17 protein-coding genes are annotated in these 19,404 nt (G+C 63.8%); 8 read left to right on the top strand and 9 right to left on the bottom strand.

Going from position 1 to position 19,404, the window contains the following annotated elements; all coding sequences use genetic code 11:
* Nucleotides 1-146 precede the first annotated feature (146 nt).
* The 6 genes from PKE85_RS14455 to PKE85_RS17725 all read right to left on the bottom strand — a co-directional run bounded on the left by PKE85_RS14455 (nt 147) and on the right by PKE85_RS17725 (nt 4,065).
* Nucleotides 147-548 carry a FixH family protein gene (locus PKE85_RS14455; protein ID WP_271205470.1) on the bottom strand — a complete coding sequence of 134 codons (402 nt, stop codon included), beginning with the start codon at nt 546-548 and terminating at the stop codon, nt 147-149.
* 121 nt (nt 549-669) lie between these two features.
* Complete coding sequence (locus PKE85_RS14450; protein WP_271205469.1) at nt 670-813, bottom strand: hypothetical protein; 144 nt, start codon at nt 811-813, stop codon at nt 670-672.
* A 284-nt stretch (nt 814-1,097) separates the two neighbouring features.
* Nucleotides 1,098-1,565: a DUF411 domain-containing protein gene (locus PKE85_RS14445; RefSeq protein ID WP_428981359.1), complete on the bottom strand. Its 468-nt coding sequence runs from the start codon at nt 1,563-1,565 to the stop codon at nt 1,098-1,100.
* A 187-nt stretch (nt 1,566-1,752) separates the two neighbouring features.
* Nucleotides 1,753-2,235, bottom strand: a complete 483-nt coding sequence (locus PKE85_RS14440) for a MarR family winged helix-turn-helix transcriptional regulator (RefSeq protein ID WP_271205468.1) — start codon at nt 2,233-2,235, stop codon at nt 1,753-1,755.
* A 74-nt stretch (nt 2,236-2,309) separates the two neighbouring features.
* Nucleotides 2,310-3,281, bottom strand: a complete 972-nt coding sequence (locus tag PKE85_RS14435; RefSeq protein ID WP_271205467.1) for an NAD(P)-dependent alcohol dehydrogenase — start codon at nt 3,279-3,281, stop codon at nt 2,310-2,312.
* A gap of 562 nt (nt 3,282-3,843) precedes the next feature.
* The gene (locus PKE85_RS17725; RefSeq protein ID WP_428981358.1) at nt 3,844-4,065 is read right to left on the bottom strand and encodes a helix-turn-helix transcriptional regulator; all 222 of its coding nucleotides are present in this window, start codon (nt 4,063-4,065) and stop codon (nt 3,844-3,846) included.
* Between the two features lie 210 nt (nt 4,066-4,275).
* On the opposite strand from PKE85_RS17725, the gene PKE85_RS14430 reads away from it, so the two are divergent.
* The 8 genes from PKE85_RS14430 (at nt 4,276) to PKE85_RS14395 (ending at nt 14,472) form a co-directional block, all read left to right on the top strand.
* Nucleotides 4,276-4,911: a hypothetical protein gene (locus PKE85_RS14430; protein ID WP_271205466.1), complete on the top strand. Its 636-nt coding sequence runs from the start codon at nt 4,276-4,278 to the stop codon at nt 4,909-4,911.
* A 2-nt stretch (nt 4,912-4,913) separates the two neighbouring features.
* Nucleotides 4,914-6,851 (top strand): AAA family ATPase, encoded by a 1,938-nt coding sequence (locus tag PKE85_RS14425; protein WP_271205465.1) that lies wholly within the window; start codon nt 4,914-4,916, stop codon nt 6,849-6,851.
* Nucleotides 6,848-7,297: a hypothetical protein gene (locus PKE85_RS14420; RefSeq protein WP_271205464.1), complete on the top strand. Its 450-nt coding sequence runs from the start codon at nt 6,848-6,850 to the stop codon at nt 7,295-7,297. The genes PKE85_RS14425 and PKE85_RS14420 overlap by 4 nt, the downstream gene beginning before the upstream one ends.
* Before the next feature lie 178 nt (nt 7,298-7,475).
* The gene (locus tag PKE85_RS14415) at nt 7,476-8,000 is read left to right on the top strand and encodes a hypothetical protein (protein ID WP_271205463.1); all 525 of its coding nucleotides are present in this window, start codon (nt 7,476-7,478) and stop codon (nt 7,998-8,000) included.
* Complete coding sequence (locus PKE85_RS14410; RefSeq protein WP_271205462.1) at nt 7,993-8,739, top strand: TnsA endonuclease N-terminal domain-containing protein; 747 nt, start codon at nt 7,993-7,995, stop codon at nt 8,737-8,739. Before PKE85_RS14415 ends, PKE85_RS14410 begins: the two co-directional genes overlap by 8 nt.
* A gap of 61 nt (nt 8,740-8,800) precedes the next feature.
* A complete protein-coding gene (locus PKE85_RS14405; protein ID WP_271205461.1) occupies nt 8,801-11,029 on the top strand; it encodes a Mu transposase C-terminal domain-containing protein in 2,229 nt (742 codons plus the stop codon).
* On the top strand, nt 11,022-12,017 hold the full coding sequence (locus PKE85_RS14400) for a TniB family NTP-binding protein (RefSeq protein WP_271205460.1): 996 nt from the start codon (nt 11,022-11,024) through the stop codon (nt 12,015-12,017). The genes PKE85_RS14405 and PKE85_RS14400 overlap by 8 nt, the downstream gene beginning before the upstream one ends.
* A 46-nt stretch (nt 12,018-12,063) precedes the next feature.
* A complete protein-coding gene (locus tag PKE85_RS14395) occupies nt 12,064-14,472 on the top strand; it encodes a TniQ family protein (RefSeq protein WP_271205459.1) in 2,409 nt (802 codons plus the stop codon).
* A gap of 213 nt (nt 14,473-14,685) precedes the next feature.
* Here PKE85_RS14395 and gyrB read toward each other — a convergent pair whose 3' ends face one another.
* The 3 genes from gyrB to recF form a co-directional block, all read right to left on the bottom strand.
* Nucleotides 14,686-17,133 (bottom strand): DNA topoisomerase (ATP-hydrolyzing) subunit B, encoded by a 2,448-nt coding sequence (gyrB, locus tag PKE85_RS14390; RefSeq protein ID WP_271205458.1) that lies wholly within the window; start codon nt 17,131-17,133, stop codon nt 14,686-14,688.
* 217 nt (nt 17,134-17,350) lie between these two features.
* Nucleotides 17,351-18,217 carry a DUF817 domain-containing protein gene (locus PKE85_RS14385; protein WP_271205457.1) on the bottom strand — a complete coding sequence of 289 codons (867 nt, stop codon included), beginning with the start codon at nt 18,215-18,217 and terminating at the stop codon, nt 17,351-17,353.
* Entirely contained in the window at nt 18,214-19,371 is a 1,158-nt protein-coding gene (gene recF, locus PKE85_RS14380; protein ID WP_271205456.1) for a DNA replication/repair protein RecF, read from the bottom strand. Before recF ends, PKE85_RS14385 begins: the two co-directional genes overlap by 4 nt.
* Nucleotides 19,372-19,404: the final 33 nt, after the last annotated feature.

Raw genomic sequence — 19,404 nt, 5'->3', positions numbered from 1 at the left:
GTAATAGAGAACGCGCCTCGTTTCCGAGGGCTCCGCCTGACCGTCCGAAGGCAGCCCTGGAAAGGCGACCCAACCGCGCGTCACGGCCCAGACGGACGCACCGCCAATCACAACCGCGAACACAATCGAGGCGACAAAGGCGCGTCTCATGGCAGCGCCCTCAAGATCGGGCTGCCGACTACCGTTTCGGCTTCGCCTTGCACCTTCGCCGCCAGCGAGAGCCGCCAAGCTCCCTCCATCGGTAGGTTTGCCCTGAATTGGTAGACGCCCGGCTGGTTCGAAGCCTGCGGCTCGAGCGGAGCCGTCATCGAGGCCATCCCATCGGGGGCCATGTCGACCCGCCACGCAAAGATGACGGCGTCCGGCACGACCTTACCGCTTCTCGCGTCGAGAAGACGCACCGACAGGACAACGTCCCCAATCTTCGGCGCCGGATCGACGAGTTGAAATTCGTAGTTCTTGGGATCAGCCGAAGCGGAGAAGGAGGCCGTCGCCAGGATAGCAGCGAGCGTGGCTTCGCAAGCGCGAAGCCGAAGTCGATAGGTCATGACCTGAAAGCCAATGTTGCCGTGCCCGCGTCAGCAGGCGAACGCCGCGGGCAAAGACCCACGGCGACGGACCGCGCAAGTCATCCCTGCGCGGCGCAGCGCTCGCGCGCCGCTCAGGCGGTCAGATTCGAGGTGGTCGGGACGGCGGCCCGGCGTAAGGACCGGAGCGTGCGAGGTCGTCCGCCGGCGCCAGCGTCACGAGCGACGTAGTCGCTCGATCGGCGACGATCAGCGTCGCCGGCGCCGCGGCGACGTAGCCGGGCATGCATAAGGCCAGTAGCGGGCAAGTCTTCATGCAGTCCGGGGCAGACGGCGCCTCATTCGGGCAACACGGCATCTCCGCGGTCATCGACGCCATAGTCACAACGTCCGCGGCCGCTGCTGCGACCTTGGCTCCCTGGGCAGCAAGCGGGGTCGCGCCGATGCCGACGACGAGAAGAGCGAACGCTAGACCGCGAAGGATGCCGATAAATCCCATGGCGAGATCATGCACGAATGAAGAGGGTGTTGGAAGCCGTGGGTGAGCAGAGAGCTCGGCCGTTCGACCGTCTATCGCATCGGATCGGCGCCCTTGAACCTCATGAACACCGCCGGCTGTCGCCCGCCGAACGCCGTGACGTCGTAAGCCTCCGGATCGCGACCTTCCACCTCCATGCCGGGCGACCCGATCGGCATTCCCGGCGCCGCGAGTCCTCGAACCTGCGGTCGTTCGGAAAGCAGGCGATTGATCGCCGCCGCCGGGACGTGTCCCTCAAGCACGTACCCGTCGATCTCTGCCGTGTGGCAAGATCTCAGGTCGAGGGGAACGCCGAGTCGCGCCTTGATCGCGTTTATGGCCGGAACCTCGATCACCCGCGTGTCGTAGCCCGCGGCCCGGACATGATCGACCCACGCATCACAGCACCCACAGGTCGGGTCCTTATGAACGAGCATGCCTGGCGCGGCGATGGCGTGTCCGGATCGAAGAATCGTCGCTCCCAGCGCAAGCGTCGTGAACGTCCTGCGGTCGATCTTCATTCGCCGCCCTCTTATCTTTGGTTTGTCGCCACAGCTTCGCATGCGCTCCGCATCACGTCCAAGCGGCACGAACCCCGGAGCCTCTTGTGCGCGGTTCGCCATAGTCGGGATCGTCAAGCCGACAGAAGTCCCATGACGTTGAGCCGGCGCGCGTCGAGTGGCCCTGTTTGCTCTTGAGAAGCTCGCTCTAAGATATATCGGATGAGGCCAAATCGGCATCTTCGGTCTCGCTTCCCTTCATCAACTCTCCTAGGCTTTGAACGCACCGGGTCGCCGCCTCCACATCTTGGAGGCCCAAAGACCTGCCCAAGGCATTCGACCAAACGCGCTGCCTCATCTCGATCTCATCGTGGGTCTTTCGGCCAAGATCAGTGAAAACGAGAAGTTTCGCTCTCTTGTGATCCGGGTTTGCGACGAACTCGACGAGACCGTCCTTCACCAGACCCTGCACATTCCATAGAACGCCCTGCCTGCTAAGTTCGTATCGCCGCGCGATCTGGGCGACCGTTTTGGGGCTGTTCTTGATCGCGCCGAGGATCTGCCAACGCGCCCCAGTGATCCCGAGATCGTCAAGCAGAGCGTCGCCGCTTTTCATGATCCGACCGTAGGCAAGAAAGATCGCCAGTATCAGATCTGTTACCGCTTCTCCTTCTGGCGTATGGGTCGTCATCTAATTTGGCCTCACCGATAACAGATGAATGCATCAATCTTGTTCCTGATGTACGGCGACGACTAGATCTGGGGTCAGGCCAGCGCGTCGCCGACCTCAACAGCCACGCGCCCAAGCAGCCCGCCCTTGGCGGATTGATCAAGCGCTGCGCCGAGCTCCGTCACAGGAAACCGCGACGCGATCGGAACCCTAAGCCCGTTTGCGAGCCACGCAGCGATCTGCTCGAGATCGGCGGCGACAGATCGAACCGTGCCGGTTTCACATCGCTTGCCGGATAGCGGCGCCATCACCTTCCCGAGGAGAAGCTGCGGCGACGGCAAGGTCGTCACATACGCCCCATGGGACCCAATGCGCCTGCGGAAGGCGAAGTAGGAATAGGCCGCCGCGGCGTCGAACACGATATCGAAGCGTTCATCAACCGAACGAGGATCACGCTGGCTTCTATCGATGACTGCGTCTGCGCCCAACGAGCGCACATATTCGACTGCATATGTTGAACATACGGCGGTGACGTGAGCCCCCAGTCGTTTGGCGACGCCTACCGCCAGACCACCCACCGAACCGCCGGCCCCGATGACGAGCACCTTCTGACCCGCCCTGAGCCGCCCGAGATCCCGCAAAAACTGTAATGCGGTCAGCCCCGGCGTCGCAGCGGCCGCGGCCAAATCATGCGGAACATTCGAAGGTTTGCGTCCGATCGATCCACGATCAATTGTGATCGTCTGCGCAAACGCGCCTTGCCGCGTGGCGCTCGCATAGGGAAGGAAGCCGAAAACCTCATCTCCCATGCTCAGGTCCGCCATGCCCGGCCCACCCTCGACCGTTCCCGAAAAATCGTAGCCAAGAACCAGCGGCGAAACCCTGGCGTGGAGAAATCGGCCAACGAAGTCGCCGCGAGACACCTTCACGTCGGCCGGGTTTATTGCCGACCAAGCGACTTTGACTTTGACCTCTCCGGGCTGCAGCGTCGGGGACTCGATCATAAGAGGCAGCGGTGGCTCCGTCGATCCAGCACGGGACCAGCCGACCGCTTTAATCTGCGGCATTATCGTCTCCTAGACTTGAAGAATGCTTCGGCGTCCGCCGAACGCCAGGTTTGCGAACGGTTTGCATCAACCGTCGGCATTGATACCCGTCGAGGTGAATGCAGATTTTTGTCATAATGACAATATTTTGTCAATCTAGCTACGGCGCTTCTGTTCGCGTAGCGAATGCTGGCCTCGTCCCGCCTGATGGCGCGCCAGCGCGGTCTTCAATCCGATCGACCGTCAGGAAACCCAAACTTCAAGAGCATCGCCGCCGCGAGCACAGCAGCGAGCCACAGCGCAGCTGTCCGCTGCGGCGTGGCGAATAGCTGCGATCGGAACGTGGCGTTCCAGGGGCATCGCTGTATCGGAAACGCGCATCGACGTTCGAAACGCGCTCCGCCAGCTGCGAACAGGGACGGTGGCTAGCCTTGCGCGGCGCCTTCAGCCTTTTGTCGAGACGCGATGGCGGACGTTCAACGGGCGAGCGGACGCACCATCAATCGATCAAGCCCGTCCCGACAGACCTACGCGAACTCCGTCCCCTGTGGACCGCTGCCTTCAATCCAAGAGCGGCTGGGCCTTATCTGCGTGCTGACACGCCATAGCGATCGTCGGCGTCTAGGAAAAGGATGCCTTCGCTCTCAAGGGCGGTGACGATTTTAGCGACGGTCGCCTGATGGGCCGCTTCCCCGGCTTCGATCTTGATGAGTGTAAAGCGCGCTACGCCGGCACGGTCGGCAAGGTCCTGCTGAGACCAATTCAGCAAAGAGCGGGCCGCTCTAATTTGCCGTTCGTTTACCATCGCCGCAGTCGGGTTGACATAATGTCAATGTTTCTCTTCCCAACCTCAGTTGGATCACTGTAGTGAAAGGCATCCGGCTTCAAGACCGGGCAACTGATCCAAAAGTCTTAGTAGCGGGTCTCACTCCCTCGCGTGCGAGCCGGCCATTCCGGCCTCGACACGACGCCTTGGACAATCCTTCCGGTCACGACGACCGAGGAAGAGGGCGCCGTGGATCTCTCCGAAGCAATCGCACGTCCAATCCCTCATTACGATGGAAAACGATCCTTCCTTGAACGCTTGAAGCGACGCCAAAGGGATTTGGATCGCCTCAAGCTCGAGACGCAGGCGGTCGTCCGAGCTCTGCCGCAGTACGAGTTCAGGGAATGCGAGTTCGAAAGCCAAGCAGAGCACCTTAAGTCCTTCATCGGCACGGCGGAGCTGATCCCCGTTCCAGTCCGCGGACCGAAGGGCTCGATGGTGGTCATCGTTGCGCCGACGCGGGTCTGGCACGACGCTAAGATCCGTGAACGGCTTTGGCGCTTGCGCCGATCGTCGCTCGTCGATGGCGTACCCACGGTCCGTCTGCTGACACAGCGCTGGATCCGCCGGAAGCCGTTTCTGGAAAACTGCGAGCTCATTGCGCGGTGCGCACAGCTCTCGGTTTCAGCGCGCGATCGTTTCTCTGTTCAGCTTCTGGTCCGGGAAAACCCCCTCGCCACCTTGGAGGACTGCGCCGCGGTCGTTCAGGCGACGGATGCCTTCGGCGTCGTCTTCGCGCTCGTCTCCAGCGGTCTCCTGACGATCGATTTCGAGGCCGCCATCACGCCGATGTCCCCGGTCGAAGAATGCAAGAGGGAGCGTTGAGCATGCGCGCGAAGGACGAAGACGACGCCGGCGGTCTGCCTTTCACGAAACGTCTCGTCCGGACCGCGGTGCTTGATGCGATCAATGTGGAGACGTTCCAATCGCTGCTGAACCAGCCGCTCGCCTGGATCGTCGAAGCGCCGGCGGAAAGCTGGGTCGAGCCCGTGGTGTCGGTCTTACGCCACCTCATCGACCAGCGCGTCGAGGACAAATCCGGTCTCTCAGACCCTCACCTGTTCCGCTCCGAGACGGGGTCCAAATCAACGAGAGCGCGCACCAACCATCTCGACGATATGGCCAACATCATCGGCGGAGAGATTGCGCTGGGCAAATCCGTCATTGGCGTCGCAGCGGATCCGGAACGGCAACTGCCAGCCATTCTGGTGCGAAACTGCGATCGCTGGATCGTCGTGCCGAAACCTGCGGCGACCGATGTCGCTCGCGCCCTCAGCGAGTTCTACGATGAGTCCGTCTCGCCCGAAGACGTGGGCGCCCCGGACGTGCTCAACCTGTCGGCGATGGCCTTCGCGGTGAGGCCCGGCTCATCGGTGGCAGACACCCTCAAACGCCTGTGCGCGACGACCGCTGCGCCGCCGTCCTCGGCAGACAACGGCATCCCAGACCTTGCCGAGCTCGCCGGATATGGAGCCGCGAAGACGTGGGGCATGGCGCTGGCGCGCGACATCCAGCGCCTGAGGCGAGGCGAACCCGGCATCACGCTCAAGGATCTCCCGAAGGGCATTCTGCTCGAGGGACCTCCGGGCGTCGGCAAAAGCATCTACGCCATGGCTCTAGCGAAAACGACGCAGCTGCCGCTCGAAACGACCTCGGTCTCCCGATGGCTCTCAGCGGGCGATGGTCACCTCGACGATGCGCTGAAGGCCGCGCGGGCGGCCATCGAGGCGGCGCGCGCGCATCGCCCCGGACTGCTGATGATCGACGAAATCGACAGCATCGTTGACCGCGACAGCCAGGAAGGAAAATACGCGGCCTGGTGGATCAACTTCGTCAACGGCGTCCTCGACCTGATCGACGGCACCTTGCGCTACCCGGGACTCATCACGATCGGCGCCTGCAACAACGCCAGTCGCGTCGATCCGGCATTGAGGCGCGCCGGACGGCTCGACAAGGTCGTCAAGATCCATCTGCCGAACAAGGCGGACCGGGAGGTCATCTTCCGCTGTTATCTTGGCCGCGACCTCGCCTCGGAGGATCTCGAGCCCTTCGCGCAAATGACGGAAGGCATGTCGGGGGCCGACATCGTCAGGATCGTCACGGAGGCCCGCCAGATCGCCCGCGACGCCGCCCGGGAGGTTCGGCCCGCGGACCTGGCGGCCGCGGTCGCGCCACCAATCGAAATGGACAAGGAACTGCTGTTACAGACCGCATTGCATGAGGCCGGACACGCGGTGGTGGCCACAGTCCTAGGTCTGAAAGTCGGAGCAGTTCAGGTCGGCGCCAGCGGCGCAGGACTCGGCGCCACGAACTTCGCTCGCCGCCGGCGTCCGATGACCTTCGCCGACGTCGAAGATTACGTCGTCGCCACACTGGGCGGACGCGCTGCCGACGAAGTCCTCTGCGGGGCCGTCGACGCCGGCTCCGGTGGCGCAGAGGCGTCCGACCTCGCCGTCGCAACGTCGCTGCTTGCAGGCGCCCATGGTTCATTCGGGCTCGGCGAGAAACTGGCCTTCCTCGGAGCCGCCGACCGCGTCGCGGCGACCCTCTCGACGAACGAGCAGCTGCGGAACGGCGTGGAGGCCGATCTCTCACGCCTTCAGCAGCGCGCAAACGATCTCGTTCGGAGGCACAGACGTGAAATCGAGGCGGTCGCCGCCTTGCTCGTCGAGCATCGCTTCGTTCGAGGCGAAGATGTCGCGCGCCTTTGCCGCGAGGCCACCGTCTCGACCCGAAACGCCTTCGACGCCGAGCGCTCGGCATGAACCGCGCCCTTCAACGCCGACGACCGGCAGGCGTCGTGAAACGGCCAGCCTATGTTGAGGCGACGCCGGACCCGGATGCATGGCTCCTTGAGCACTATCGCACCGTTTCTGGCGTCGCGTGCCACGCCTTACTCATCCCTGTTGCCGGACAATTGCAGGTGGAGCTCGTCACCGGTCGCCTGCAGTCAGCCCCGATCCAATTGATCGAGAGGGCTGTCGCCCGCAATCACGTTCCGAGTTCGATCGTCACGGACAATTCCTTAGCCTTGCTCGAGCTCCGCAAATGGCTGCTCGAAAGGGGCATCGCCCATTCCACATCGCCTAAGGCCTTGGCGATTATGGAAAGATTGGCGCCTGCGATCATCGCGATTGCTGAGACGCTTGCTTTTCGCGCGTGCAAAAACGGAGGCTCCAATACCCCATTAACCCACAAAGTAAGAGGCTGAGGAACGACGCAGACTTTCAATCCGTCAGGCCTGGACCGTTTACAACCTCGAAAGAGGGATTGGTCCATTTCACATCCTAGAGCTTAGCTCTTCCGAACGAACTTCTCCGAACTTTCGATCTGACCGCCGCAGCGGAGTCCGCTCTCTGCGACTGGAGACGTGCGCCAAGAGGGTCGTCATGTTGGACTGCACCAGGCCTCGTTCTGCAGAAGGCCTTTGCGATCTCAAGCAGAAGCACTTCGACGCCGCCGAACAGGTCGCGGACCGCAGGCGCGTCGAAATTCATATCGTATGTGAGGTCTCGCTCTCGTCCGACGAGCGCGTTCTCGTGGCGCCTTGGATGCTGTGCGAACGCGCTCCTTCGGGGATGTTCTCACTCCCTAGGCTGACCGCTCCGGACGTGATCGCCGCAGCCTCGCTCGAGTCTTCCTTACTTGTCGAACTCCGAAGGGAAATGGCTTGGATCCGCTTGATCGATCTCCTTTGCGGCCCAGCCTTGCCGCAGAAGGAAACATGCGCGGTGCTCGAAGCCTTCAACAGGCTTCACGATCTTCGCGTCAACGCCGGCTCTGAGCTCATTGCACGCCGCGCTAAATGGCTTTCGGAAAAAGGAGGCCTCAAGGCGCTGATCGCACCGGCGATCGACTCGCTGAACCGGTCATTTCTGCACGACAGCTCTCTGCCGGAGGCGGCCTATGTTTAAGCCGCTCACGAAGAAGCAGGCCGAAAAGATCCTCGAGGCATACGACGCCCGGATGGAGGTTCTGGAGAACGGGGAGCCCATCCGCACCGTTTTCAACGGCCGCCGGAATCGACCCGTCAGCCTCTATCCGAGCGTCAAGTGCGATCGAATGATCGCCTCGGAGTCCTATCTCGAGCGTCGCGCGATCCGGTGGCTGGAGGTCGACAGCGATGTCGTCAGCTACATGGATCAGCCGCATACGCTGCATTTCACGTTCAATGGCAAGCAGACGCGCTACACCCCGGACTTCGGGATCAACCGCAATCGCCACACGACCTATCTTGAGGTCAAATATCGGCGCGATCTCTTCAAAATGGAGCCCGACGAGCGCAAGCGCCTGAAGCGCGCGCGCGCGATCTACCGCAGCATCGGCTCCAATCTCGAATTCTTCACTGACCTCCGGCTCAAGGTCGCGTCGACCTGGCATGAGAACGCCATCGAGCTCGAGAAAGCGCGCCGCCTCTCGCCGTCGCCCGCAGCCCTCGCTTCTTTGATCGCTCATCTCGAAACCATCAAGGAGTCCAGTCTGCAGGACTGCGCCGGCGCGATGTCCGATCCCGATCTCGGCGCCGCCCGCGTGATGGCGCTGGCGCTGCGGCGGATCGTGCGTCTCCAGCTCGACCAGCCGCTTGGATCGCAGACGATCGTCACGCTCGAAGACGGCTACCGCTTGCGCATCAAGACGTTGCGGTCGGCCTGATGGGCAGCCTTCCGACACGTCCCTCGCTTCCGGCCTCCGAACTTTTCGAGAGCTTGCGCTAATGACCGAGTTCAACCTCCGGATCACGCGCGGCGGCAGCGTGACGATCAACGAGCGCGAGTATTCCTTCTCGCGCCTGCTCGACGACGGTCGCATGGTGTTCGAAGACGCCGAAAACGGCCGCATTAAGGTCCTGAGCGACGACGACTTCGTCTCGCTCTACGCGTCCGACCGGTTGAGCGTCAAAGACTGGAAGCGGTTGCCGATTGCGCATAGCGACGTCGCGGATCGCGCGTTGGAGTCCCTTCCTCCCGAGGCGACGACCAAGGCCGAGTGGCGACACGCCTATTGCGTCGCCTTCGACGCGCGCCCGGGCCTTCTCAAGAACGAAGCCTGTCTCACCGCCTTGATCGATGAGGTCGCCGCTGAGAAAGGGCACGTCAAGAAACCCAACTGGAAAACCCTTCTGACCTGGCTCCGCGAACGCGGCGTTCCAGGCAGACGGCCTCTCAAGGCGATGCGCTCCTACGACGAGAAAAAGGGGCGGACTCGTGGAATCGACGATGCGGTCGAAGAGATCATCCAGAACGCGATCCGAAGCGTGTATCTGAACAGAGCGCTGCTGCCGGCGACAGCCGTCTATGAAGCCGCGTTCGGCGCCGTCGAAAAGCGCAACCGCGAACTGATCGAAACCGCCGACCCGTCCGACAGGACTCTGGAGCAGCTGCTGCTGCCGCACCCGGTGCGGTCGACGGTTTTCCGGCGGATCCGTGACTGCGACTATTACCGCACCATCCGTGCGAGGCACGGTTCTCGAGCCGCTGATCTCGAACTCAAGCCGCTCAGGGTCGCGCCGGAAGCGACCTATCCGCTCGAACGCGTCCTCATCGATCACACCAAGCTCGACGGATGGATGCTGTTCGACGAGACCTCGGCCCTCCCATGCGGAGGCCGGCCCTGGCTCACCATGGCGATCGACGCCTACTCCCGGTATCCGCTCGGGTTCTACATCGGCTTCGAGCCGCCGAGCGTCTACTCGGTGATGATGTGCCTTCGTCAAGCCATCGCCCCGAAGGCCGAGCTCCTTAAGCAGGCGCCGGGCCTTGAGCATGAATGGCTCGCCATGGGCACTCCGATGAAGCTGGTCGCCGACAACGCGAAGGAGGTCGTCGGCATCTCGCTCCCCAGGGCATGCGCGGAACTCGCGATCGAACTCGAGACGTCGCCGGTCAAGACCCCCAAGCACAAGGGCATCATCGAGCGCTTCTTCGGCACGATGAACAAGCGCTTCATGCACCGACTGCCGGGAACGACCTACGGCAATCCGAAGCTGCTCAGGGATCTGGAGATCAATCCGCAAAACACCATGCGGATGTCCTTCGCCAAGTTCCAGCTTCTGTTCCTGAAGTGGCTGCTCGGGGACTACTGCAAAAGCCGCCACCGCATGATCGGGACGACGCCGGAACGCCGTTGGATCGAAGGAACGGCGAAGCGGCGCATCGACATGCCCGAGCGGATTGGAGTGCTGAAGTCCATTCTCTCGCGGCACGGAACCGCGGTTCTGGATCGGAACGGTATCCGTTTTCAGAACCTCACCTTCCGCAGCGATGACACCATCCGCCGCATGTTCGCCGGGACAAAGAAGTCCCGGATCGACGTCGACTTCAGGTTCGATCCCGCCGACCTGAGCGAGATGCAGGTTTTGCTCAAGACTACGGGCGAATACCTCCCGCTCGTATGCGATCAGAAGGATTACGCCAAGGGTCTTTCGCTCTGGCAGCACAAAATCATTCAACAGCAAAACCGCGATCGGGACCGGAGATCCAAAAACTTCAGGGATCTCATGCTGACGCGGTCCGAGCTGATCGCTGAAACAGTTCAGGCGATCAAAGCCGGCGCCGCCAAGACGATCGACGCTCGCTTCCAGCGTCTGGGTGAAACCGGCAGCATCATCGTCACGACGAAGCCGGCGCGCGGCCAGCCGCGAAATGGCGCGGTGAGCACGAACCGCATGATCTCGGTCGACGTGACCGTAAACGAGGCGATGGCCCAAGCGGCTGCTGAGGAAGCGCCCGTGATCGACGAGCCGAACAAAATCTCTCGCCCGAAGAAAAATCAGGCAAACCGCAGAACGAAGGTCAAGACGGTCATCGCGACCGTCGTACAGCCGGAGCTCCCGTTGCTGACCGAAGAGCCGCAAGTGACCGAGGTCGACGACGACGACGACGCTGCGTCTCTGATGGCCTTAACCCCGATGTCCGCAAAACAGGTAACGCGTAGCAATGCTTGAAAATGTTCTCAAAGGCGCAGATTTCGATCATCTGGCCGACCTGCACGCCCAACGAATTCAGGCGGTGAAGGCGATCCGCATCAACACCGATCGCACGTCCGACCTTGTCAGCAAGATCCGGCTGTTCATGCGAAGCGCCACCGGCGGCGCCGAGTCATCCTGCGCTTCTTTGACCGCTCCGACCCGCGGCGGCAAGACGACGATCGTCAACACGTTCAGGGCGGCGTTCGAGCCAGAGGCTTCATCGACTTCCGATCAGATGCCCATCGTCTATGTGGAAGTGCCGAGCTCAGCGACCCCCAAAACCCTGGGCCGCGCGGCGCTGGAGCGGCTCAGGGACATCAATCCGGACCGCGGTGACGGCGACTACAAGCGATTGCAGATCACCAAAGGCCTGCGGAAACGCGGAACGCGCCTGCTGATCTTCGATGAAATGCAGCGCCTGGTCGAACGAGATCGCGGCAAAGTGTCTTATAAGGTCGCGGACTGGATCCAGGGCCTCATCAACGACAGCCAGGGCGAGTGCAGCTTCCTGCTGGTCGGAACGACCCGATCCAGGCGCATCTACGAAGCGAACGGCCATCTGGTCGGCCGCAACGACTTCCATTTCGAGATCCTCCCCTACAAACGCGAAAGCGAAGATCCCGAGGACTGGAAGCGCTATCGAGCGTATCTGGCCCACTTTGATCAGCAGCTTCGCGAGCATGCCGGTTTCGCCGTCAGCGACCTGCATAAATCGGATCTGGCAAGGCGTATCCATGCCGCCTCCCTCGGCTACCCCGGCGCCACTGCGAAGCTGATCCAGACAGCCGCCGTCGATTCGCTCCTCAACAGCGATGGAGAGCGCCTCGATCTCGAATCCTTCGCGACGGGGTTCGACCGCCTTTGGCGTTATTCGGAGGCGGCGAAGACGAACCCCTTCTCGGCGTCTAGGCCTCCTCTGCCCGAGCAAGTGTGGCCGGAGCCGTGGGAAGACTCCCTTGATTGATCCGTGCACCTCGAACGCGTCGTCCGCCGAAGCTCCTCAGCCCTTCATGTTCGTCATCGGCGAGCGCACAGCGCCGGACCGCGTCGTCCCTAAGCCCGGCGAAAGCCTCGTCAGCGTTCTGACGAGGCTCCTGCAGGCGTCCGGGCACGACAGCCTGACGGCTCTGTGCGGCCCGGTCGGGCTGCCATATTTCGCTGTCGCCTCGCCAGCGCGTTACGTGGATGCAGCGAAGGACTTCGCCGAACTCTGCGGCTTGCCGCTGCTGGAGATTGAGGGCCGAATGTACCTCGACGCCGGCAAGGAATCCGAAGAGCGGAACCTCCGTTCGGTCGGAGGCGTCGTCATCCGAGATCGGTTTCTATCAACGACCCGTCGGGCCATCTCACCCCAGTCTCTTCGAAAAGACCCCTATCATCGATCCGTGTGGGACATCGTTCCACTCGGCTTTTGCCCTGAGTCACTTGAGCTTCTCGTCGAAAACTGCCCGGACCCCGATTGCGGCCGCCCGCTTCGCTGGGGCGGATCTTCCATCACCCATTGCACGCAGTGCGGTTTTGATCTTCGCAACGCGCTGACAAGTCGGGTAAGCGCCGAGGATGCGACCTATCTCGTGCCGCTGGCGCATCTCCTTTCCGGCGTTCCGGCACTGGCCGAGCCAGCCCGCCTTGGGCTTCCGGAAGCTCTTGCGAAAATCGCCCCAGGCGAAATTCTCCATTTCGCTCTTATGCTCGGCCTCGCCGCGATGCCTGTTCAGTCGGGAGCGCTTCGCAAACAGATCATGCACGGTCACACCAAACAGACCGACATCGGTCTGCTCACGACCGGCATGAAGATCCTCTACGGATGGCCGCACTCCTTCGAAGCCGTCATCGACAACGTTCGGGATCAGGCCAAGCCTGTCAAAGGACGGGATCCTCTAGGCATCGAGCTGGGGATTCTCGCAGATCTAACGGATCATGAGATCACCGATCCGGCGGTGTGCGCGCTGGTTTCGGCAGCGCTCCACGATTATTACGACCGGCATCTCGATCGGTTGAAAAACACCTCGTACCCCAGCGTGCTCCTGCGGTGGGCCCGATCCACCATGTCGGCGCAGGAAGCAGCCGAGGTATTGGGCGCGACGGTGCAGCGTGTCGCTCGCCTCAAGGTTTATCCCGAGATCGTTCTCACCGGCGGCACTTCGGGAAAAGCATTGGTTTTCCAACGATCAGCGGTGGAAGCGCTGAGGCAGGAGCAGACGGAAATCGTCTCCCTCACCGAGCTCGCGCTTCAGGAGAAGATCTCCCAGAAGCTGCTCAGAAAGTTTGTCGACGCCGGCTTCCTTTTGATCGCGTCAGACCGAGCGTCCACGCTCTATCAGACGCCAGATATGCTGGTGAACCGTAAGAGGTGGCGCGAGTTGCGCGCCCGGATTGAAGCTATGCCCCGCGGGACGGCCGGGCGAGCAAGCGAACTTCGGGTCGCTTTGGCCCAGGCCGGCGGGACAGCCGAAGTGTGGATCGATGTGGTCAACCATCTTCTCAGCGGCCGGCTTCGTATCTCCGGTGTGAAGGAGGACGTCGAAGCGATCGGGAACCGATGGGAAATCGATAAGGCGGAGGTGATGGCCCTCCTCAACAGCCAGGCGGTCGACGCGGATGTCCGCCCGCTCACGGAAGCCTGCACTGACATGGGGATCAAACCGACACCGGCAAATCATCTGGCAAAGCACGGGCATATCGAGACCACCGTCGAAACGATCGGCGGCTTCAAATACCTCGTCAGCCGCGAGGCGATCGCCAATTTCAAACGCGACTACGTTCTTTCCACTGAACTTTCCGAAATATTCGCCATGACGCCTAAAGCAATTAAGGCATGGCTCAACGCGGAGGGCGTCCACGAAATTCAGTATACGAAGTGGGACATCCCACTCGTGTTCGTGCGAAGAGATGTAGAAGATACGATCTCGCGTATCTCAAAAGAGATCGCCCACGTTTCCGAGCAAGCGGCCGCTGGCAAGGTGGCATGGATCAGATATCTACAGATTCCGACCGACAGCACTGCTGCTGAGTTACAAGCGGCGGCAGATAAGACCCACTTTGAAACAAGAAAACGAAGTCTTCGTGCTATCTCGGATCTGTTATCTGGGTTAACAGTGCACGAAGTTTCCGAACGTTATAGTGTCGCAATCGCTACAATCATGAAGGTCTGGCTTCCAAATTATCGGAAGAACGGCCTCTCTGTAAATTCGACAAGAGTAACGTCTACAAAAAGCCTTTTAAGTCCCGAGCAAAGAGATGAATTTGAAGCATATGCTACGCGATTGATACACAGAATTAGAAATGGAGAACAGGGAATCACGATCGCATCGCTCACCAAAAATATTAATGACAAATTTGGAACCCGTTATCACAAGTCATCTATAAGTCGACGCCTGATCTATGCCGGGATTGATTGGCCGAAGTCAGGGAAATGACTCCGGAAATCTGAATATCTAAATAATGACGCCTCCTGAGGCCGCCCCCTATAAGGGCGAGAAGGTCTCAGGAGGTTCTTCTTTCCAACTCACCAGAAATTAACTATTTCCGACGACCCCGCTCGCGTGAACGGTGAAATATGTTGACGCTTTTCTCCGTTCACGTAGACTCAGTTTATCCGGCATAGACTCATTTATTTTGAAATTCGACAATCACACGTCGAGATTGGCGACGGTGAGAGCGTTGTCCTGGATGAACTCGCGGCGCGGCTCCACCACGTCGCCCATGAGCTTGGTGAAGATGTCGTCGGCCTCGTCGACCTCCTTCACCTTCACCTGCAGCAGCGAGCGCACGTTGATGTCGAGCGTGGTCTCCCAGAGCTGGTCCGGGTTCATCTCGCCGAGCCCCTTGTAGCGCTGCAGCGTCAGGCCCTTGCGCCCGGCGGCGAGCACGCCCTCCACCAGCGCGGAGGGGCCGTGGACCGGCGTGGCGTCGTCCTTGCGCAGCAGGTGCGGCGTCGCGCCGTAGATCGCCCGCAGGGTCTGCGCGTGCTCGTCGAGGCGGCGGGCGTCGGCGGTGGCGATCAGCGCCGCGTCGATGGTCGCCGCCTCGCGCACGCCGCGCACGGTGCGGGCGAAGGTGAAGCCCTCCTCGCTCGCGGTCCCGGTCCAGCCGCGCTCGGTCTCCTCCGCCAGCGCGTCGAGGCGGCGGGCGACGTCGTCCGCCATGCCCTGCGCTTCGTCCGGATTGTTCAGGATGTCGGCGCCGAGCGCGCCGGCGATCGCCGCCTGCTCCACCACACCGCGCCGGTAGCGGGAATGCAGGCCGCCGAGCAGCGCGCGGATCTGGCGCGCCTCGTCCACCACCGCCCGCAGGTCCACGCCCGAGCGCACCTCGCCGTCCGCGAGCTTCAGCGACACGCCGTCGAGCCCGGTCCCGATCAGATAGTCTTCGAGCGCGCGCTCGTCCTTGAGGTACTGCTCGGAACGGCCGCGCGTCACCTTGTAGAGCGGCGGCTGGGCGATGTAGATGTGCCCGCGCTCCAGCAGCTCCGGCATCTGGCGGAAGAAGAACGTCAGCAGCAGCGTGCGGATGTGGCTGCCGTCCACGTCGGCGTCCGTCATGATGATGATCTTGTGGTAGCGCAGCTTGTCGACGTTGAACTCCTCGCGCCCGATGCCGGTGCCGAGCGCGGTGATCAGCGTGCCGATCTCCTGGCTGGACAGCATCTTGTCGAAGCGCGCCCGCTCCACGTTCAGGATCTTGCCGCGCAGGGGGAGCACCGCCTGAAAGGCGCGGTCGCGGCCCTGCTTGGCGGAGCCGCCGGCGGAGTCGCCCTCGACCAGGAACAGTTCGGACTTGGCCGGATCGCGCTCCTGGCAGTCGGCGAGCTTGCCCGGCAGCGAGGCGATGTCGAGCGCGCCCTTGCGGCGGGTGAGCTCCCGCGCCTTGCGGGCGGCCTCACGCGCGGCCGCGGCCTCGGCCACCTTCTGCACGATGGTCCGGCCTTCGTTCGGGTGCTCCTCGAACCAGACGCCCAGCGCCTCGTTGACCAGGTTCTCCACCGCCGGCCGCACCTCGGACGACACCAGCTTGTCCTTGGTCTGGGACGAGAACTTGGGGTCCGGCACCTTGACGGAGAGCACGCAGGTCAGGCCCTCGCGGGCGTCGTCGCCGGTGAGCGAGACCTTCTCCTTCTTCAGCACGCCGGACGACTCGGCGTAGCCGTTCACCTGCCGCGTCAGCGCGGCGCGCAGGCCGGCGAGATGGGTGCCGCCGTCCCGCTGGGGGATGTTGTTGGTGAAGCACAGCACGTTCTCGTGGTAGCTGTCGTTCCACCACAGCGCCACCTCGACGCCGATGCCGTCCTTCTCCGCCCTGAGCACCACCGGGTTCTGGATCAGCGGCTGCTTGGCGCGGTCGAGATAGCGCACGAAGGCCTCGACGCCGCCCTCGTAGAACAGCTCCTCCCGCTTCGGCTCCACGCCGCGGGCGTCGGTCAGCACGATGCGCACGCCGGAGTTCAGGAAGGCGAGTTCGCGCAGGCGATGCTCCAGCGTGGCGTAGTCGAACTCGATCACGCCGGTGAAGGTGGCCTTGCTCTCGGCGTCGCCGGTGTGGGGCATGAAGGTCACCTCGGTGCCGCGCTTGCCCCCGGCCGCGCCGGTGACGGCGAGAGGGGCGTCCGCCACGCCGTGGGTGAAGGACATCTCGTGCGCCTTGTCGTCGCGCCAGATGCGCAGAGACAGCTTCACCGAGAGCGCGTTCACCACCGACACGCCGACGCCGTGCAGGCCGCCCGAAACCTTGTAGGAGTTCTGGTCGAACTTACCGCCGGCGTGGAGCTGGGTCATGATGACCTCCGCCGCCGAGACCCCCTCCTCCGTGTGGATGCCGACCGGAATGCCGCGGCCGTTGTCGGTCACGGTGCAGGAGCCGTCCGGGTTCAGCGTCACGGTGACGAGGTCGGCCCAGCCGGCCAGCGCCTCGTCGATGGCGTTGTCCACCACCTCGTAGACCATGTGGTGCAGGCCGGAGCCGTCGTCGGTGTCGCCGATGTACATGCCCGGCCGCTTGCGCACCGCGTCGAGCCCCTTGAGCACGCGGATGGAGTCGGCGCCGTAGTCCTCGGCGCCGCCGTTTGCGGAAGTGTCGGTCATGGTCAGGTCTCCTCGCGGTGGGCCCGGCCGCGCGAAAGACGGCGGCGGGGCCGGCGAAGGCTCAGGCGAGCGGCAGCAGCGGGCGCCCGGAATCAACCGGGCGCGGATCGCTGTTTCTAGCCAAAAACCATGGCGAAAGCGAGCTTAAGCGGCGGATTTCGCGGTCCGCGCCGACGCTTTCCACCATCTGGAAACTGAGGGCTTCGAGGCCGCCGCCTCAGCGCTCCGCCGCATCCGGCGGGCGGGGCGGATGGACCAGCGAGACCAGCGCGAAGCTGAGCACGATCAGCAGGAACCAGGCGCCGAACTTGCCGAACGACACCACGTGCCAGACCCGCTGGGTCGGGTAGAGCCAGGCGCCGGTGGCCGTGCCCACGTTCTCCGCGATCCAGATGAAGAAGGCGGTCAGCGCCGCCGCCAGCAGCAGCGGCATCCAGCGCGGCGCCGCGTCCACGGTGAAGACGATGCGCGTCCGCCGCCAGATCAGGGCGGCGCAGAGGAACAGCAGCGGCCGGGCGTCCGGCAGGTAGTGGTGGCTGAAGAAATTGACGTAGGTCGCGAGGCCGAGCGCCAGCACCCATGCGTTCGGCGGCGCGTGGACGTAGCGCAGGTCGAAGATGCGGGTGACGCGGGCCATGTAGCTGCCCACCGCCGCGTACATGAAGCCGGAGAACAGCGGCACGCCGCCGATGCGCAGCAGGCTCGGTTCGGGATAGCTCCAGGAGCCGACCTGCGTCTTGAACAGCTCCATGCCGGTTCCGACCAGATGGAACAGCAGGATGACGCGCGCCTCGCGCCAGCTCTCCAGCCGGGTCGCCAGCAGCAGAGCCTGCAGGCCAAGCGCGGCGAGGGTCAGGAAATCGTAGCGCGCCAGCGGCCAGTCGGCCTGCCAGACGAGCTTCGTGACGATCAGCAGCGCCAGCATCGCGCCGCCGAACAGCGCCGCCCAGGCCTGCTTGAAGCCGAAGATCAGGAACTCCGCCAGCCACGGATGCAGCCGCGCCAGCGCTGAGCGGGCGCGGGCGTGCGCGCCGCCGAGCCAGCCGGCGTAATGCTGGGGGTGGCCGAGCGGCGCGCCGGTCATGGGCCGTCGGCGCGACGGACGACGCCGTCCGCCACCTCAAACACCGTGGCGCGGGCGCCGACGCCGGCGAAGGCGGCCGGGTCGGCGCCGGTGAGCCAGACCTGCGCGCCGAGCGCGTCCAGCGCCGAGAACAGCGCCTCGCGCCGGGCGGGATCGAGATGGGCCGCCACCTCGTCCAGCAGCGCCACGGGAGCGCGGCCGTCGAGCCGCGTCACGAGGCGCGCATGGGCCAGCACGAGGCCGACCAGCAGCGCCTTCTGCTCGCCGGTGGAGCATTTCTCCGCCGGCATGGCCTTGGCGGCGTGGCGCACCAGAAGGTCGCTCAGATGCGGGCCCTCCAGCGTGCGCCCCGCGGCGCGGTCGCGGGGACGGGCGCGGGCGAGGCGGTCGCGATAGGCGTCCTCCACCACGGTCGCGGGCTGAAGCGCAAGCTCCGCCTCCAGCGTCCCGTCCAGCGCGGCGTCGGCTGCGGGAAACGGCGAGGCCGGATCGGCGGTCTCGGCGATGAGGCGCGCAAGATGACCGAGCGTCTCCGCCCGCGCCGCCGCCACCGCGACCGCCAGCTCCGCCAGCTCCCGCTCCACCGCGTCGAGCCAGCGGGCGTCGCGGCCCTCCTCCAGCAGGCGGTTGCGGGAGCGGAGCGCCTTTTCGAGCCCCGAGGCCCGCGCGCCGTGGCCGGGGTCCACCGCCAGCACCAGCCGGTCGAGGAACCGACGGCGGTCGCCGGCCGGGCCGCGGAACAGGCCGTCGAGGTCGGGGGTGAGCCAGACGAGGCGCAGATGGTCGGCGAAGGCGCCCGCGCCGGAGACGGGCGCGCCGTCGACGCGGCAGGCCCGGCCGCGTCCTTCGCTCCCCGGCTCGACGCCGGTGCCGAGCCGGGCGAGCCCGTCCTCGCCCGAAACCTCCGCGGCGATGGCCCAGGAGCCGTCGCCGGCGCCGGCGCGATCGACCCGCGCCAGCTCCGCCTGCGGCGCCCGGCGCAGGCCGCGGCCGGGCGCCAGCATGGAAATCGCCTCGAGAATGTTGGTCTTGCCGGCGCCGTTCGGCCCCACCAGCGCGACCGAGCCCTCGCCGCAGGCGAGATCCAGCGCAGCGTAGGAGCGGAAGCTGGTCAGGCGCAGCCGGGTGACGGCGGCGCGGCGGGGCCGGGTCATCGGGCCGGTCTCAAATGGCCTTTGGCCCTGTCC

It is taken from the genome of Methylopila jiangsuensis (assembly GCF_027922305.1).
In the GTDB taxonomy this organism is placed as follows: Bacteria; Pseudomonadota; Alphaproteobacteria; order Rhizobiales; family Methylopilaceae; genus Methylopila; species Methylopila jiangsuensis.
This window is presented reverse-complemented; position numbering and strand designations above follow the sequence as displayed.

Coding starts and splice junctions, on each gene's coding strand:
- PKE85_RS14455 (WP_271205470.1), bottom strand. CDS start 548: ATGACCTATCGACTTCGGCTTCGCGCTTGCGAAGCCACGCTCGCTGCT.
- PKE85_RS14450 (WP_271205469.1), bottom strand. CDS start 813: ATGCCCGGCTACGTCGCCGCGGCGCCGGCGACGCTGATCGTCGCCGAT.
- PKE85_RS14445 (WP_428981359.1), bottom strand. CDS start 1,565: ATGAAGATCGACCGCAGGACGTTCACGACGCTTGCGCTGGGAGCGACG.
- PKE85_RS14440 (WP_271205468.1), bottom strand. CDS start 2,235: ATGACGACCCATACGCCAGAAGGAGAAGCGGTAACAGATCTGATACTG.
- PKE85_RS14435 (WP_271205467.1), bottom strand. CDS start 3,281: ATGCCGCAGATTAAAGCGGTCGGCTGGTCCCGTGCTGGATCGACGGAG.
- PKE85_RS17725 (WP_428981358.1), bottom strand. CDS start 4,065: ATGGTAAACGAACGGCAAATTAGAGCGGCCCGCTCTTTGCTGAATTGG.
- PKE85_RS14425 (WP_271205465.1), top strand. CDS start 4,914: ATGCGCGCGAAGGACGAAGACGACGCCGGCGGTCTGCCTTTCACGAAA.
- PKE85_RS14420 (WP_271205464.1), top strand. CDS start 6,848: ATGAACCGCGCCCTTCAACGCCGACGACCGGCAGGCGTCGTGAAACGG.
- PKE85_RS14415 (WP_271205463.1), top strand. CDS start 7,476: ATGTTGGACTGCACCAGGCCTCGTTCTGCAGAAGGCCTTTGCGATCTC.
- PKE85_RS14410 (WP_271205462.1), top strand. CDS start 7,993: ATGTTTAAGCCGCTCACGAAGAAGCAGGCCGAAAAGATCCTCGAGGCA.
- PKE85_RS14405 (WP_271205461.1), top strand. CDS start 8,801: ATGACCGAGTTCAACCTCCGGATCACGCGCGGCGGCAGCGTGACGATC.
- PKE85_RS14400 (WP_271205460.1), top strand. CDS start 11,022: ATGCTTGAAAATGTTCTCAAAGGCGCAGATTTCGATCATCTGGCCGAC.
- PKE85_RS14395 (WP_271205459.1), top strand. CDS start 12,064: ATGTTCGTCATCGGCGAGCGCACAGCGCCGGACCGCGTCGTCCCTAAG.
- gyrB (WP_271205458.1), bottom strand. CDS start 17,133: ATGACCGACACTTCCGCAAACGGCGGCGCCGAGGACTACGGCGCCGAC.
- PKE85_RS14385 (WP_271205457.1), bottom strand. CDS start 18,217: ATGACCGGCGCGCCGCTCGGCCACCCCCAGCATTACGCCGGCTGGCTC.
- recF (WP_271205456.1), bottom strand. CDS start 19,371: ATGACCCGGCCCCGCCGCGCCGCCGTCACCCGGCTGCGCCTGACCAGC.